Below are 14,537 nucleotides of genomic sequence, written 5' to 3' on the forward strand. Positions count from 1 at the left end.
CTGCTTCGCAGCCCAACGCGGGACAAGCCCGCTCGCCACAGGGAGATTTGTCAGGATCTGAAAAGTGGTGTAGATACCCGTGCCCCGATGAGGGCGTGTCAGTTGATGCATCCTTGGCTGACCCACTGCTATCGGGGGGCAAGTCGAATCGTCGCAACACCCCTCCCACATTTGGATCTCCACAAGACGCTGTTGTTGATCTCGGAATTTTCCGACAAGGCTTTCAGGTTGTCGCTCGGAACTGTGCTGACTAACCTCCTCGCCGTCGCTGCCAATTCAGCGACCGGATTTGACCGTCCGGCATCCCAAGTACACCTGTGCCAACATCGACTCAGGCGTTTTTTTTACGTCTGCTGTATCGTGTCGCGGCAGCTGTACGCGGGATACCTTCGGGTATGCCGGTGTTCCTTGGGACCGGTCGGTCAACCCGCGTATAGCCGCCACCTAATTTCGTTTGACCGCGAACCGTGGCAGCTCCATTCCCCAAGGAGTTCCACCATGATCAAAGACAGCCCAAATCCCCCAAGCCCTCAAGACTTCGACCCCAGTGAAGGGCTCTTCAACGTGCGCGCCAACTTAGGTATGGAGACCTTGCTAGTCAACGCCTCTCAAGACCTGGCTTCCATCAGCGATATAGCCACCCACCTGGCCTTTGAGGTCGACGGTGCCCCGCGCAACGTAGCGCTGGGTATATGCCGAATGCTGGAAGGCGTACAACTGCTGGTAGACAAGGCGTTGGATAAAACCTATCCCGCCGCTTAAGTGTGGGAGGGGGGGATCCCGATAGCAGTGGGTCATCCACAGAGTTATCAACTGACACGCCCTCATCGGGAGCAAGCCCCCTCCCACAGTTTGATCTCCCCACATCAGGTAGACCTCGGCCTGAACTAAAGGCCAACCTCAAAAAAACATTATTTATATGAATAAAAAAACTAGAAAATAATAAAATTAGAGAATATTAGCTTATACCAAAACAGCATTATATTTTCAAAACCCATTCCGTTATGTTTGATCGCAACAGCCTACCCCTGACCTCGGATGGTACCCAGCGTGATTCAGATTCTGCGCGCCATAACCGGGTGATAGCCCCGCGGCAGAATCGTTGGAAGGGAGCTCAACGTATGTTGCCGACTCAAACCCCTCGACTGCCCCACACCTAGCCCCACATCGCCGCAACACCCCTGAAAAAACCGAGCACCGCGCCCGCCCGCGTGACTGCCCGACTTCGCGATTTGGAATGTCTGGAGTGGCTATGAAGCAAGTCTTACAACCGACCGTCTTACTGGTGCTGGCCGTGCTGGCCGCAGCGGCACAGGGCCAGGACGACAGCACCCTGTCCACCGTGGTGGTCACCGGTAACCGTGGCGCCGAACAACGCACCGTTACCAGCAGCCCGGTGCCGATCGATGTGGTCAGCGCCAAGCAATTGCAGAACACCGGCAAGCCCGGTTTGATGGAAGCGCTGAGTGCGGTGATCCCGTCGCTGACCCTGCCGGAAAAAACCGGTTGGGACGCCAGCGGCATTGCCCGTGCCCCTAACCTGCGTGGCCTGAGCGCCGCCGAGGTGCTGGTGCTGGTCAACGGCAAGCGCCGCCACACCAGCGCGACCCTGAACATCAACGGGATCAACACCGGCGCCGCCCCCGCAGACCTGGACCTGATCCCCATCAGCGCCATCGACCATGTGGAAGTGCTGCGCGATGGCGCCGCCGCCCAGTACGGTTCCGATGCGATCGCCGGGGTGATCAACGTGATCCTCAAGGCTGATACCAGCGGTACCTCGGTGACCAACGCCGGCCAGGGCTATGACGGCAAGAAGCAGACCGTGCAGCAAAGCCTCAACAAGGGGTTTGAAATCGGCAACGGCGGCATCGTGCAACTGGCCCTGGACGCGCGCAGCCAGAATGATGACAACAAGGCCAGCGCCAACGGCTACACCTATGAGCAAGCCTATGGCCTGGCCGGCAAGTCGACCTACGGCGGCTACGGCACGCCCAAGACCAACCTGCTGACCCTGGGCTACAACGCCGAGCTGCCGATCGATGACCGCTTGAGCCTGTACTCCTTCACGACCTATTCGCGGCGCAAGGCCGAGCAGGGCCAGAACTTCCGCCTGCCGACCATCACCAACACCATCACCACCGGACCCAATGGCTACCCGTCCGGCTACACGCCGACCTGGTACATCGACGAGGACGACTTCCAGGCCGCATTCGGCGGCAAAGGTACCGTGGGCGCATGGGACTGGGATTTGTCCACCACCTATGGGCGCAACGAGGCGGAGCAGGGCACCACCCATAACCAGAACCCCTCCTTAGGCGAGGCCACGCCGAACAGCTTCACCTCCGGCACGTGGATTTCCACCGAGCTGACCACCAACCTCGACTTCAAGCGCGGCTTCGATATCGGCCTGCAAAAGCCGCTGGACCTGTCCTATGGCTTTGAGCATCGACGTGACACCTATGAGGTGCAGGCCGGAGACTACGCGTCCTACGCCAATGGCGGCTACTGCGTGGCGCCGGGCAACTGCGCCTCGTCCGGGGCCCAGGTCACCAACGGCATTTCACCGGACGAAGAAAGCAGCGCCTCGCGCAACAGCCTGGCCAGTTACGTTGACGTGGGCTTCAACCCGCTGCCCGACTGGTATATCGGCACCGCCTTTCGCTACGAGCATTACAACGAAGGCGTGGGCGCCACCCGCAGCGGCAAGTTGACCACGCGTTATGACTTCACCCCACAATTTGCCGTGCGCGCCACGGTCAGCAATGGCTTTCGCGCACCGTCCCTGGCCAACAGCTTGTTCAGTGCGCGCTCGACCACCTATGGCGTGGTCGACGGCGTGTACCAGTCGATCAACTACGGTGTCCTGCCAGTCGGTTCGGCCGCCGCCAAGGCCCTGGGCGCAGAGGACTTGAAGCCCGAGCGCTCCACCAACTTCAGCCTCGGCTTTACCCTGACCCCCACCGATCGCCTGAGCTTCACCGCCGACGCCTACGTGATCAACCTGCGCGATCGCATCACCCTCACCGGCACCTTGCTCGGCCCGGAAGTCACCCAGGTATTGCAGAACAACGGCATCAACTCCACCTCCGGCGGCCAGTACTTCATCAACGGCGCCGATACCCGCACCAAGGGCCTGGACCTGGTCAGCAGCTACAACCAGGACCTTGGCCCATACGGCTCGCTGAAGTGGACGGCGGCGTTCAACTGGAACCAGACCAAGATCCTCAACTACAAGGAGTCCACCAACATCCTGGGCACCTCCTATGAGCTGATGGATCGCGAGGCGCGCAACCTGATCACTGGGGTGCAGCCCAACACCAAGTTGATCCTCGGCGGCGACTGGAGCATCGATCGCTTCAACCTCAACCTGGCCCTGACCCGCTACGGCACCTACAAGGAAGTCAACTCATCGGCCAACCGCGACCTGGACCGCGTCTACAGCGCCAAGTGGATCACTGACCTGGACCTTGGCTACCACCTCACCAAGGACCTGAACATCGCCGTCGGCGCCAAGAACCTGTTCGACCTCTATCCCAAGAAACAAGGCGTGCCCAGCAGCACCATGCTTGCCAGCTACGGCACCTATTCGCCCTACGGTTTTACCGGCGGGTATTACTACACCCGCTTGACCTATGCCTTCTAAGGCCGAGGAGTCACACATGCCCATCGTCGCCAAATCCTATGACCTGATTGACTCGCCCAGCACGGTGCGCCAGGCCCGTGTGTCCACACCGATCAAAGCCCTGCAGGTGGTGCCCGCGCGCCATCCCTGGCGCTGGGCCGGGTCGATCTTTGCCGCGCTGGTGCTGCTCGCCATCGTGCATTCCCTGGCCACCAACCCGCGCTGGGAGTGGGGCGTGTTCGGCCAGTGGTTCTTCTCGCCGTCGGTGCTGCGCGGCCTTGGCCAGACGCTGTTGCTGACGCTGCTGAGCACGCTGTTCAGCGTCATCCTCGGCACCGCGCTGGCGTTGGCACGGCTCTCGGGCTCGCCACTGCTGGCGGCCCTGGCCTGGGGCTATATCTGGTTTTTTCGCTCGATGCCGGCGCTGCTGGTGTTGATCATCCTCTACAACTTCGCCTACCTGTACGACCACATCGTGCTCGGCGTACCGTTCACCGGCGTGGTGTTCGCCGAGTGGTCGACGGTCGACGTGCTCAGCCAATTCACCGTGGCCGTGCTGGGCTTGAGCCTGATGCAGGCGGCGTACGCGGCGGAGATCATCCGCGGTGGCCTGATCGGTGTAGATGCCGGCCAGCATGAAGCGGCAGCGGCCCTCGGTTTGCCTGCGTCGCGGCGTATCTTCCGGATCATCCTGCCCCAGGCGCTGCGTTCGATCCTGCCGTCGGGGTTCAACGAAATCATCGGCCTGGTCAAAGGCACGTCCATCGTCTACGTACTGGCTTTGCCGGAGCTGTTCTACACCGTGCAGGTCATCTACAACCGCACCCAGGCGGTGATCCCGCTGCTGATCGTCGCCACCGTCTGGTACCTGATCATCACCACCGTGCTCACCAGCACGCAGTACTACGTCGAGCGGTATTTCGCCCGTGGCACTGCGCGTGTACTGCCGCCGACCCCGCTGCAGCGCATCCGTCGCTGGCTCAAGGAGAAATCCCATGAGTGACGCCCGCGCCGGCCGTATCCAGATCCAGGGCGTGGGCAAGCGCTTTGGCAATCAACAGGTGTTGAAAGACATCGACCTGACCATCGATCCAGGCAAGGTCACGGTGATTCTCGGGCCGTCCGGCTCGGGTAAATCGACCTTGCTGCGCACCATCAACCACCTGGAAAAGATCGACAGCGGGCACATCACCATCGACGGTGAATACGTCGGCTATCGACGCAAGGGCGACCTGCTTTACGAACTCAAGGAACGCGAGATTCTCAAGCGCCGCATCGACGTGGGTTTCGTGTTCCAGAACTTCAACCTGTTCCCGCACTTGACCGCCTGGGAGAACGTCGCCGAGGCGCCGCTGGCGCACAAGCGCTGGAGCAAGGCCGACGCCCAGGCCAAGGCCACGGCGCTGCTGGCCAAGGTCGGCCTGGCGGACAAGGTCGATGCCTACCCCCGCCAGCTTTCCGGCGGCCAGCAACAGCGCGTGGCGATTGCCCGTGCGCTGGCGCTGGACCCCAAGGTGCTGCTGTTCGATGAGCCCACTTCAGCCCTCGACCCGGAACTGGTGGGCGAAGTACTCGACGTGATCAAGGGCCTCACCCGATTGGGCGTGACCCTGGTGATCGTCACCCACGAAATCGGCTTTGCCCGCGAAGTGGCCGACCACGTGGTGTTCCTCTGCGACGGCGAGTTGATCGAAGAGGGCCCGCCCGAACAGATTTTCCGCCAACCCCGACATCCCCGCACCGCGGCCTTTCTCGGCAAGGTGCTTTAGTTCAAGGAGTGACTGCCCATGTTTATCAATACTGCCCGCGTGGCCCTGCTGGCGCTGGCCGTCAGCACCGCGCAACACGCATTTGCCGTGCAACAGGTCGACCTCAGCCCCGACCGCCCGCGCATCCATGCGCCGCGCAATGAAGCGGCCATCGCGCAGATCCCGCCGGGCTTCAAGTTCGCCCAGCCGGGCAAGTTCACCGTGGCCGTGTCCGGTGTGGCCGGGCCGCCCCTGGCGCTGTTGGCCAGCGATGACAAGACCACCATCGGCAGCGAAGCCGACACCGCGCAACTGGTGGCCGACAGCCTCGGCCTGCAACTCAATGTGGTGCAGACCAGCTGGGAAGACTGGCCCCTGGGCGTCAGCTCGGGCAAGTACGACGCGGTGATCAGCAACGTCACCGTGACCGAGGCGCGCAAGAAGCGTTTTGACTTCGCCACGTATCGCCAGGATGTGCTCGGGTTTTATGTGAAGAGCACCAGCAAGATCAGCGAGATCAAACAGGCGGCCGATATCGCCGGGCTGAAGATCATCGTGGGTTCCGGCACCAACCAGGAAAAGGTCCTGCTGGCCTGGAACGAGGCCAATGAAAAGGCTGGCCTCAAGCCCGCGCTGTTGCAGTACTTCGACGACCAGGCCGCCGCGCAACTGGCGGTGCAATCCGGGCGCAGCGATGCGTTGTTCGGGCCTAACTCGGTGTACGCCTATTCGGCGGCGATCACCGGCGGCATCAAGCGCGTCGGCACGGTGAACGGTGGCTGGCCGTTGCAGGCGGACATTGCCGTGACCACCCGCAAGGACAACGGCCTGGTCAAGCCAATCCACACGGCCCTGGAAGGCGCGATTGCCGGCGGCCAATACGAACAGGTGCTGCAACGCTGGGGCCTGGATGTGGAGCGGGTCGACAAGTCGCTGATCAACCCGCCGGGCTTGCCGGATTAAGGAGTATCGACCATGGGACTGACACGACGTGAAGCCTTATCCAGCATCGCTGCGGTAGGCGGCGAAAAAGCCGTCAAGGATGCACTCGCGGTACTCGGCCTGGGGCCGTCGTCGCACCGCCGGCCGCAACCGCTGAAACTCAAGGACGGCCTGGGGCAGGGCACCCGCGTGCTGGTGCTCGGTGCTGGGATTGCCGGGCTGGTCACCGCCCTGGAACTGACCCGCGCCGGCTTCGCCGTGCAGGTGCTGGAAGCCCGCGACCGCGTAGGCGGGCGCACTTGGACCCTGCGCCATGGCGACCGTGTGGATTACAAGGATGGCCGTACACAGACCGCAGCGTTTGACCCGGGGCATTACTTCAATGCCGGGCCTGCGCGTATTCCCAGCCAGCACCGCACGATCCTCGACTATTGCAGTGAACTGGGCGTGCCGCTGGAAGTGCTGGTCAACAGCAGCCATGGCGCCCAGGTACGGCCGGATGTGAACCAGCCGGCGTTTACGGTTGGCCAGGCGATCAACGATGCGCGCGGGCACTTGTCCGGGTTGCTGGCCAAAGCGGTGCAGCGCGATGCGCTTGACGATGTGCTGAGCGCCGAGGAACGCACGCGCTTGCTGGCATTCCTGCAGGTGTATGGCGACCTGTCCCAGGAGCTGGCCTTTGAGGGCACGATCCGTTCGGGGCACCTGGAATCCCCCGCCCACCCTGGCGCCTTGCCTGCCAGCCGCCGCCCGTTGGCGCTGGACCAACTGCTGCACCCCGAGCTGTGGGGCGCCTTGCTGCACACCGAGTTCCCGGAGTTCTCGGCGACCATGTTCCAGCCGGTGGGCGGCATGGACCGCATCACCGATGCCTTCTACCAGCGCGTCAGCGATCACGTGCAGTTGGACGCCCAGGTCCGCCAGATCCGCCAGTTGGACGACGGTGTCGCGGTGACCTATCACGACCAGCGCAGCGGCCGCGAACAGGTGGTGCGCGCCGATTACCTGGTCTCGACGCTACCGCTGCCGCTGGTGGCCAGGCTCGACACCGACTTCAGCGAGCCGATCAAAGCCGCGCTGCTCAGCACCCGCAGCGACCAGGCGACGAAAGTGGCGTGGCAATCGCCGCGTTTCTGGGAAACCGACTACCGCACCTACGGCGGCCTGTCCTGGATCGAACACCCGGCACGCCTGCTCTGGTACCCCAGCAACGACCTCAACACCCGCGAGGGCTTGTTGGTGGCGGGCTATGTGACCGGGGAGGGTGCCGATGTGTTTGGCGCGCAACCGTTCGACCAGCAGTACGCCACCTCCAAGGAGGCGGTGGAGTTGTTGCATCCTGGGTATTCCAGGTACCTGCGCCACCCGCTGGCCGTGTCCTGGGAACAGATCCCTTTCAGCGAAGGGCCGTGGCTGCAACGTGAGCACTTCCCGGCCGCTGCCAGCGCCTTGCTCGAAGCAGGCCACGGCCGCGTGTACTTCGCTGGCGACGGCCTGGTGCAAAGCGGCGTGGGCATCTGGCAGGAATCGGCGGCCAACTCGGCGCGGCATGTGGTGGCGCAACTGGCTGAGCGCGTTACCCGACAAACCCACCTTGCGGCAGTGGCCGCCTCCTGAGGAACCCCACCATGAGCGACAGCATTCAACGCACCAGCGTCGGCGATTTCCCGATCTCGCAAACCGTCACCGTACCCGCGTCCGCCAGCCTGATTTTTGTCAGCGGGACCTTGCCGGACCTGGCTGATCCGAACGCCCCGGCCGGCACGCCGGCGGCCTATGGCAGTACCGAAGTACAGACCGTGTCGGTGTTCGACAAACTACGCAAGATCCTGCGCCAGCAAGACCTGGACCTGGGCGATATCGTGCAGCTGCGCGTGTTCCTGGTGGGCGCCGAAGAAACCGGCGGCAAGCTGGATTTTGCCGGATTGCAGCGCGGTTATACGCAGTTCTTCGGCACCCCTGAACAGCCGAATAAACCTGCACGCACCGCGCTGCAAGTCGTCGCGCTGCCCTTGCCCGGAGCGCTGGTCGAAGTCGAAGCCATCGCTGCCAGAACAGCCTGATTCGAGCGGGAAAGACGGTGGGAGGGGGCTTGCTCCCACCTTTTATCCGGTTCAGCCAGATGATCCTTATGTCCACCTTGGAGAATCCCTATGTCTACAGCACCCCGGCAACTCAAATTCGGCGCCATCCTCACTGGGGTCGGCACCGCGCAAAACGAATGGCTGCACCCGCAAATCCCGGGCAATGCCAGTGTCGATATCGACTGGTACCGCGCGCGGGCGCAACAGGCGGAAGCGGCGAAGTTCGACCTGGTGTTCATCGTCGACAGCCCTTACATCACGCCGGATTCGGCACCGCACTTCCTCAACCGCCTGGAGCCGCTGACCCTGCTCTCGGCCATTGCCGGCGCGACGTCGAAGATCGGCCTGGTCGCCACCTTGACCACGTCCTATACCGAACCTTTCAACGTCGCCCGCCAGTTCGCCTCCCTGGACCTGATCAGTGGCGGCCGCGCCGGCTGGAATGTGGTCACCACCGGCCTGGAAGGCGCGGCCGGTAACTTCGGCCGTGAGCAGCATATCGACCATACCGAGCGCTATCGTCGGGCAGCCGAGCACCTGGAGGTAGTGCAAGGCCTTTGGGATTCCTACGAGGACGACGCCTTTGTGCGCGACAAGGCGAGCAAGGTGTTCCTCGACCCGCAGCGCCAGCACCGCCTCGACCATCACGGCGAGTTCTTCTCGGTGACCGGGCCGCTGAATATCGCGCGCTCAGTCCAAGGCCAACCGGTGATTTTCCAGGCGGGCATTTCCGAATCCGGGCGCAGCTTGGCGGCCAACTATGCCGAGGGCATTTTTGCTGGGGTGGGTAATTTCGAGGACGCCCAGGCCTATTACAGCGATATCAAACAACGTACCGCCGCTGCCGGGCGCAACCCCGATCACGTGACCATCCTGCCGGGTATTTCGCCGATCATTGCCGACACCGATGAGCAGGCCCAGGCCATCGACCGCGAACGCAATGGCGAGCTGGATTTGAACAAGGCACTGGTGCAGTTGGGGCGGCCGTTCAACTACCACGACTTCAGCCAGTACCCGTTGGACGAACCCTTCCCCGACCTGGGCGACCTGGGCAGCAATGGCTATCGCGGGCATGCCGAAAACATCAAGCAAGTCGCCCGCGAACAGGGCCTGACTCTGCGTGAGGCGGCGTTGCGCTTTGCCAAGCCGTTCTCCAGCTTCGTCGGCTCGCCCAAGACCGTGGCAGATGAGATCGAGCGTTGGTTTGTGGACGGGGCGGTGGATGGCTTCAACATCCATGTAGGGGCGCCGGATGACTTTGCGCGCTTTACCGACCAGGTGCTGCCGCTGCTGCGTGAGCGTGGGTTGTTTCGTCGTGAGTACAGCCACAGCACGTTGCGTGGGCACCTGGGGTTGCCGGTGCCGGTGAATCGGCATACGGCGGCACGTGCGCAAGCCGCGCCAGAACCGTTGCAGGCCGTAGGCGCGTAAACGCGGTGAAGAACGCTGCGAGCGGGCCTGCGGTGGCGAAGCCGCTTGCTCCCGCTCGACAGCGAAGCTGGGGCTGGCTTTTTCAGGCATGCCTGGCCCTCAAGCCCACTCCACGGGGGGATCGAACGTCCTCTCTAAAAAATGCAATTATATAATTATATTTTTAATAAATATTAAAAAAGCTGATTATTAGAATATAACTACAAAGCCTTTTACAGACGATTCTTAGACGAATACCTTTCAGTCATAGAGGTATTCCTCTGGCGACACACTCGACCCGACCCCTCGCACGGTGGAGGAGAGCAATGACCTTACCCACCTGCGAGGGGCTTCCTGATCATGACCACCTGACCTCACCTCCTGCCACTCAAACCACCTGACGATCCGCCGCCGGCCCAGGCCGCGCCATGCTTTCGCTCGCCTCTAGAAAAGTTACCTGATCAGGGTCCACTCGCATGAGTCATTCCACGTTATTCCCGCAAACCATTTACACCTTGCCCTACGACAATAATCGCCTGGCCTTGGACGGCATACCCAAGCATGACGATCCGTTGCTCGAGCGCCTGCACCGCAAACAGCGCCTGGCTGCGGCTTACCGGTTGTTTGGTCGCCTGGGTTATGAAGTCGGTGTCGCAGGGCACTTTACGGCCCGTGACCCGATCCATCCCGAGCAATACTGGATCAACCCATTGGGTGTGCCGTTCTCGCAGATCACCGTCTCGCATCTGCTGCGGGTCGATGGCAAGGGCCAAGTAGTGGAGGGCGAAGGCTTACTCAATACCAGCGCGTTGGAGTTGCATCACGACTTGCAGCAGGCGCGGCCGGAGGTAGTCGGCATCGCTCACCTGCACAGCTTTCATGGCCGGGTGTGGTCGTCGCTGGGGCGGCTGTTCGACCCGATTACCGCCGAGTCCGGTGCGTTCCTCAATGACCAGGTGATCTTTGCGCGCCACGCCCTGCGCACGGCCAGTGGCGCCCTGGAACAGGACCGCCATATCGTCAGCCGGGCCTTCGTGAAGGCCTTCGCCCAAAACAACCTGCTGGTGTGGCAGAACCACGGCCTGTGGGTCACCGGCGAAACGGTCGAAAGTGCCGCCTGGCGTTTCATCCTCGCCGAAGACACCGCCCGCGTGCACCTGCTGGCGCACTCGGCGGGCCAGCCGCTGATTCCGCCGCCGGACGCCAGTGACGGCGGCGTGGACAAGGCACGTCAGGAGTTTTTCGCCTGGCTCAACTTCCTGCCGCTGTGGGACCAGATCCGTACCGAAGAACCCGACCTGCTCGACTGAGGCACTGCCCATGCAAACCCTTTCCCGACGGCAATTGCTGGTGGCCAGCGGCGTGCTTGCGGCCGGTTCCCTGCTGGGTGCCCAGGCGGTCGAGCCGCTGCGCGTATGGCGCTATAAGGGCACGGCGGCTTCCTTCCTGGCGGACGCCGGCCAGGCCGATACGCCGTACCCGGTCGAGTGGGTGGATATCAGTGGCGGCAACCTGGTGCTCGAAGCCCTGAGCAGCGGGCACTTGGACTACGCCTACATGAGCGAGATCCCGCCGGTGTTCGCGGCGATTGCCAAGGTGCCGATTGCGCTGGTAGCCGTGTACCAGGGCGACCGTAACGACACCACGCTGGTGGTGAAAAAAGGCAGCGGCATCCGCACGGTCCAGGACCTCAAAGGCAAGACCATCAGCTACGTGCGCGCCACCAACACCCACTATTTTGTGTTGAACATGCTGCGCCAGAACGGCCTGTCGCTGGCCGATGTGACGCCCGTGCCGCTGCCGATGCAGGACGCGCTCACTGCCTTTCGCAACGGCCATGTCGACGCCATCGCCACCGGTGGCATCAGCGCCTTGCAAGCCACCAGCCTGATGGACGGCGAGCGGCTGGCGGATGTCAGCCGCTATTACTCCGGCAACTATGTGATTGCGACCACGCAACCGGTATTGGCCGACCCTCGACGCCGCAGCCAGGTAGGCGATTTTTTGCGGCGTGAGCAAGCCACCTGGGCCTGGGTCAATGCCCATCCCGAACGCTGGGCCGAGCGCAGTGAAGCGCTGACCGGTATCGATCGCACCCTGTACCTGCGCCAGTTCCAGCAGCGCAGCCAGCCGGGCCGGCTGGTGGGGATCGACGCTGGTGCCATCGCCTCCCAGCAGCAAGTGGCCGATCTGTTTCACGCCAACCATTTGATCAGCCAGAGCATAGATGCCCGTGAGCTGTGGCGTGACGACTTCAACCCTATTCTGAACAGTTGACCTGCCATGAAACTCACTGCCTACCGTCCCACCTTGCAACTCGCGCCGCTGATGTTCGCAGGCTTCACGATGCTGCCTGCCTATGGCGCCACCGATGACACCCTCGACACGGTGATCGTTACCGGCTCCCGCGGCAGCGAAGCACGCACCGTCACCAGCAGCCCCTCGCCCATCGATGTGATCAGCGCCCAACAGCTGGAAAAAACCGGCTCCAGCAGCCTGCGTACCGCCTTGCAGAAAACCTTGCCGTCGTTCTCCCAGCGCCCCTCGGGTTCGTCCAACGACAGCATCGCCCGGCCCTACAGCCTGCGTGGTCTCAACGGCTCCAACGTGCTGGTGCTGGTCAATGGCAAGCGCCGCCACAACAGTGCGGTGATCAACCTCGATTCCACGGCGGCCTACGGCACCAACCCAGTGGACCTGGACATGATCCCGGTCAGCGCCATCGACCATATCGAAGTGCTGCGCGACGGCGCCTCGGCGCAGTACGGCTCGGATGCGATTGCCGGGGTGATCAACATCATCCTCAAGCAAAACGACAACGGCGGTTCGGTCAGCACCTCCTATGGCGAGTACACCAAGGGCGATGGCGGCACGATCCGCCAGACCCTCGACAACGGTTTTGCACTGCCCAACGATGGCTTCTTCAATCTGTCCCTGGATGCCAAGTCCCAGCAGACTGCCGTGCGTGCGCGGGACGCGACCGGTGCGTTCTACTACCGCCAGCCCGACGGCTCCGCCGACCCACGCGAGGCCAACGACAAGGATGTGCAGAAGAACGGCCTGCCGAAAATCAAGGCGATCAACGTCGCCTACAACGCCGAACTGCCCCTGGACGATGTGACCCTGTATTCGTTCTCCACCCTCAGCCAGCGTGATGCGCGCGGCGGACAGAACTACCGGCGGCCGAACTCGACCAACATCATTCCGTCGATTTATCCCGATGGCACCGCGCCGTTCTATACCCTGCGCGAGACCGACTACCAGGTGGCGGCTGGCGGCAAGGGCCAGGTGGCCGCATGGAACTGGGACCTGAGCTCGACCTTTGGCCGCGACAAAGGCGTGGCCGGTGCCGACGAGACCCTCAACGCCTCGCTCGGCCCGTCGAGCCCGACGCACTTCACCACCTACACCAACTATTTCGACCAGTGGACCAACAACCTCGACCTGACTCGCGCTTTTGAAGTCGGGCTGAGCAAGCCGTTGCAGGTGTCGGCCGGCCTGGAGCACCGGCATGAGCGCTACAAGACCGAGTCCGGCGACCCGCTGTCCTACATCAATGGCGGCTACGTATACCCGAGTGGCCCGCTGGCCGGGCAGCCGGGTGCGGTGGGCGCCCAGGGCGCGATCACTCTGACCCCGGAAGACGAGGGCCAGGCCAGCCGCAACAGTTACGCGAGCTATGTGGACGTTGGCCTCAACCCCACCGAAAAATTCTATGTGGGCGTGGCCGGGCGTTTCGAGCACTACGATGACAGCTCGGGCAACACCCGCAGTGGCAAGCTTTCGCTGCGTTACGACCTGACCCCCGAGTTCGCCCTGCGTGGCACGTTAAGCAATGGCTTCCGGGCACCGTCGTTGTCGCAGTCGGTGTATGCGCAAACCGCCAACCAATACACCACGGTCAATGGCGTGTCGCAGTTCGTCGAAGCGAAGTCGGTGCGGGTCGATTCGCCCCTGGGCCAGGCCCTGGGCGCCGAAGCCCTCAAGCCCGAGAAGTCGCGCAATATCAGCGTCGGCTTCGCCTACAAACCGGTGCCTGAAGCCAATATCACCGTGGATGCCTATCAGATCGAAATCAGCGACCGCATTGCCCAGACCGGTTTCCTGTTCGGCAACGGCGTCGACCAGATCCTGCAAGCCAACGGTTATCGCCCCGGCTACCGGGTGAAGTACTTCACCAATGCCGCCGACACCACCACCCGTGGCATCGACCTGGTCACCGATTACCGCGTCGATTACGGCGCCCTGGGCACCGTCAAATATGGCGTGGCCGCCAACTACAACAAAACCACCATCGACAGCATCAAGTCGACCCCGGCCGCACTCACCGCCGTGGGCAGCAGCCTGGTGCTGTTCGACCGCGTGGCCCAGGGCTACCTGACCGTGGCCAACCCCAAGACCAAACTGATCCTGAGTGCCAACTGGAAGGTCGACCAGTTCGACATCAACGCCTCGCTGAACCGATACGACAAGGTTATCGCCCGCGACGCCAACCCCGCGTATGACGTGACCTACGGGGCCAAATGGCTGACTGACCTGGAGGTGGCCTACAACTTCACCAAGGACCTCAACCTGGCCGTGGGCGCTAATAACCTGCTCAACGTCAAGGCCGACAACAACGCGTTTCCCCAGGGTGATGTCAACGGGTTTCCGAAGTTCGGCAGCATCTCGCCGTTCGATCCCTACGGGGCCTTCTGGTACACCCGCGCCACCTATACCTTCTGATGA

At 62.5% G+C, this 14,537-nt stretch carries 11 protein-coding genes; all 11 read left to right on the forward strand.

Annotated elements, in window-relative coordinates; all coding sequences use genetic code 11:
- Window positions 1-498: 498 nt before the first annotated feature.
- The 11 genes from ACODSV_RS21480 (at window position 499) to ACODSV_RS21530 (ending at window position 14,534) form a co-directional block, all read left to right on the forward strand.
- A complete protein-coding gene (locus tag ACODSV_RS21480) occupies window positions 499-762 on the forward strand; it encodes a DUF6124 family protein (protein WP_150095566.1) in 264 nt (87 codons plus the stop codon).
- Between the two features lie 490 nt (window positions 763-1,252).
- A complete protein-coding gene (locus tag ACODSV_RS21485; protein WP_454844051.1) occupies window positions 1,253-3,646 on the forward strand; it encodes a TonB-dependent receptor plug domain-containing protein in 2,394 nt (797 codons plus the stop codon).
- A gap of 16 nt (window positions 3,647-3,662) precedes the next feature.
- On the forward strand, window positions 3,663-4,628 hold the full coding sequence (locus ACODSV_RS21490) for an amino acid ABC transporter permease (RefSeq protein WP_150055726.1): 966 nt from the start codon (window positions 3,663-3,665) through the stop codon (window positions 4,626-4,628).
- Window positions 4,621-5,394 (forward strand): amino acid ABC transporter ATP-binding protein, encoded by a 774-nt coding sequence (locus tag ACODSV_RS21495; protein WP_024076401.1) that lies wholly within the window; start codon window positions 4,621-4,623, stop codon window positions 5,392-5,394. The genes ACODSV_RS21490 and ACODSV_RS21495 overlap by 8 nt, the downstream gene beginning before the upstream one ends.
- Window positions 5,395-5,412: 18 nt before the next feature.
- On the forward strand, window positions 5,413-6,336 hold the full coding sequence (locus ACODSV_RS21500) for an ABC transporter substrate-binding protein (protein WP_024076400.1): 924 nt from the start codon (window positions 5,413-5,415) through the stop codon (window positions 6,334-6,336).
- 12 nt (window positions 6,337-6,348) lie between these two features.
- Window positions 6,349-7,932 (forward strand): flavin monoamine oxidase family protein, encoded by a 1,584-nt coding sequence (locus ACODSV_RS21505; RefSeq protein ID WP_150055599.1) that lies wholly within the window; start codon window positions 6,349-6,351, stop codon window positions 7,930-7,932.
- 11 nt (window positions 7,933-7,943) lie between these two features.
- A complete protein-coding gene (locus ACODSV_RS21510; RefSeq protein WP_150055598.1) occupies window positions 7,944-8,378 on the forward strand; it encodes a RidA family protein in 435 nt (144 codons plus the stop codon).
- Between the two features lie 90 nt (window positions 8,379-8,468).
- A complete protein-coding gene (locus ACODSV_RS21515) occupies window positions 8,469-9,830 on the forward strand; it encodes an LLM class flavin-dependent oxidoreductase (RefSeq protein WP_150095163.1) in 1,362 nt (453 codons plus the stop codon).
- 455 nt (window positions 9,831-10,285) lie between these two features.
- Window positions 10,286-11,119, forward strand: a complete 834-nt coding sequence (locus ACODSV_RS21520) for a class II aldolase/adducin family protein (protein ID WP_150055596.1) — start codon at window positions 10,286-10,288, stop codon at window positions 11,117-11,119.
- Window positions 11,120-11,129: 10 nt separating this feature from the next.
- Complete coding sequence (locus ACODSV_RS21525; RefSeq protein ID WP_150055595.1) at window positions 11,130-12,086, forward strand: ABC transporter substrate-binding protein; 957 nt, start codon at window positions 11,130-11,132, stop codon at window positions 12,084-12,086.
- A 6-nt stretch (window positions 12,087-12,092) separates the two neighbouring features.
- Window positions 12,093-14,534, forward strand: a complete 2,442-nt coding sequence (locus tag ACODSV_RS21530) for a TonB-dependent receptor plug domain-containing protein (RefSeq protein ID WP_454844050.1) — start codon at window positions 12,093-12,095, stop codon at window positions 14,532-14,534.
- The last annotated feature ends 3 nt before the right edge of the window (window positions 14,535-14,537 follow it).

It is taken from the genome of Pseudomonas sp. FG86, assembly GCF_057808775.1.

Excerpts from the sequence above, each read along its gene's own strand:
- ACODSV_RS21530 (WP_454844050.1), top strand. The coding sequence starts at position 12,093 with ATGAAACTCACTGCCTACCGTCCCACCTTGCAACTCGCGCCGCTGATG.
- ACODSV_RS21490 (WP_150055726.1), top strand. The coding sequence starts at position 3,663 with ATGCCCATCGTCGCCAAATCCTATGACCTGATTGACTCGCCCAGCACG.
- ACODSV_RS21510 (WP_150055598.1), top strand. The coding sequence starts at position 7,944 with ATGAGCGACAGCATTCAACGCACCAGCGTCGGCGATTTCCCGATCTCG.
- ACODSV_RS21515 (WP_150095163.1), top strand. The coding sequence starts at position 8,469 with ATGTCTACAGCACCCCGGCAACTCAAATTCGGCGCCATCCTCACTGGG.
- ACODSV_RS21495 (WP_024076401.1), top strand. The coding sequence starts at position 4,621 with ATGAGTGACGCCCGCGCCGGCCGTATCCAGATCCAGGGCGTGGGCAAG.
- ACODSV_RS21485 (WP_454844051.1), top strand. The coding sequence starts at position 1,253 with ATGAAGCAAGTCTTACAACCGACCGTCTTACTGGTGCTGGCCGTGCTG.
- ACODSV_RS21525 (WP_150055595.1), top strand. The coding sequence starts at position 11,130 with ATGCAAACCCTTTCCCGACGGCAATTGCTGGTGGCCAGCGGCGTGCTT.
- ACODSV_RS21520 (WP_150055596.1), top strand. The coding sequence starts at position 10,286 with ATGAGTCATTCCACGTTATTCCCGCAAACCATTTACACCTTGCCCTAC.
- ACODSV_RS21500 (WP_024076400.1), top strand. The coding sequence starts at position 5,413 with ATGTTTATCAATACTGCCCGCGTGGCCCTGCTGGCGCTGGCCGTCAGC.
- ACODSV_RS21480 (WP_150095566.1), top strand. The coding sequence starts at position 499 with ATGATCAAAGACAGCCCAAATCCCCCAAGCCCTCAAGACTTCGACCCC.
- ACODSV_RS21505 (WP_150055599.1), top strand. The coding sequence starts at position 6,349 with ATGGGACTGACACGACGTGAAGCCTTATCCAGCATCGCTGCGGTAGGC.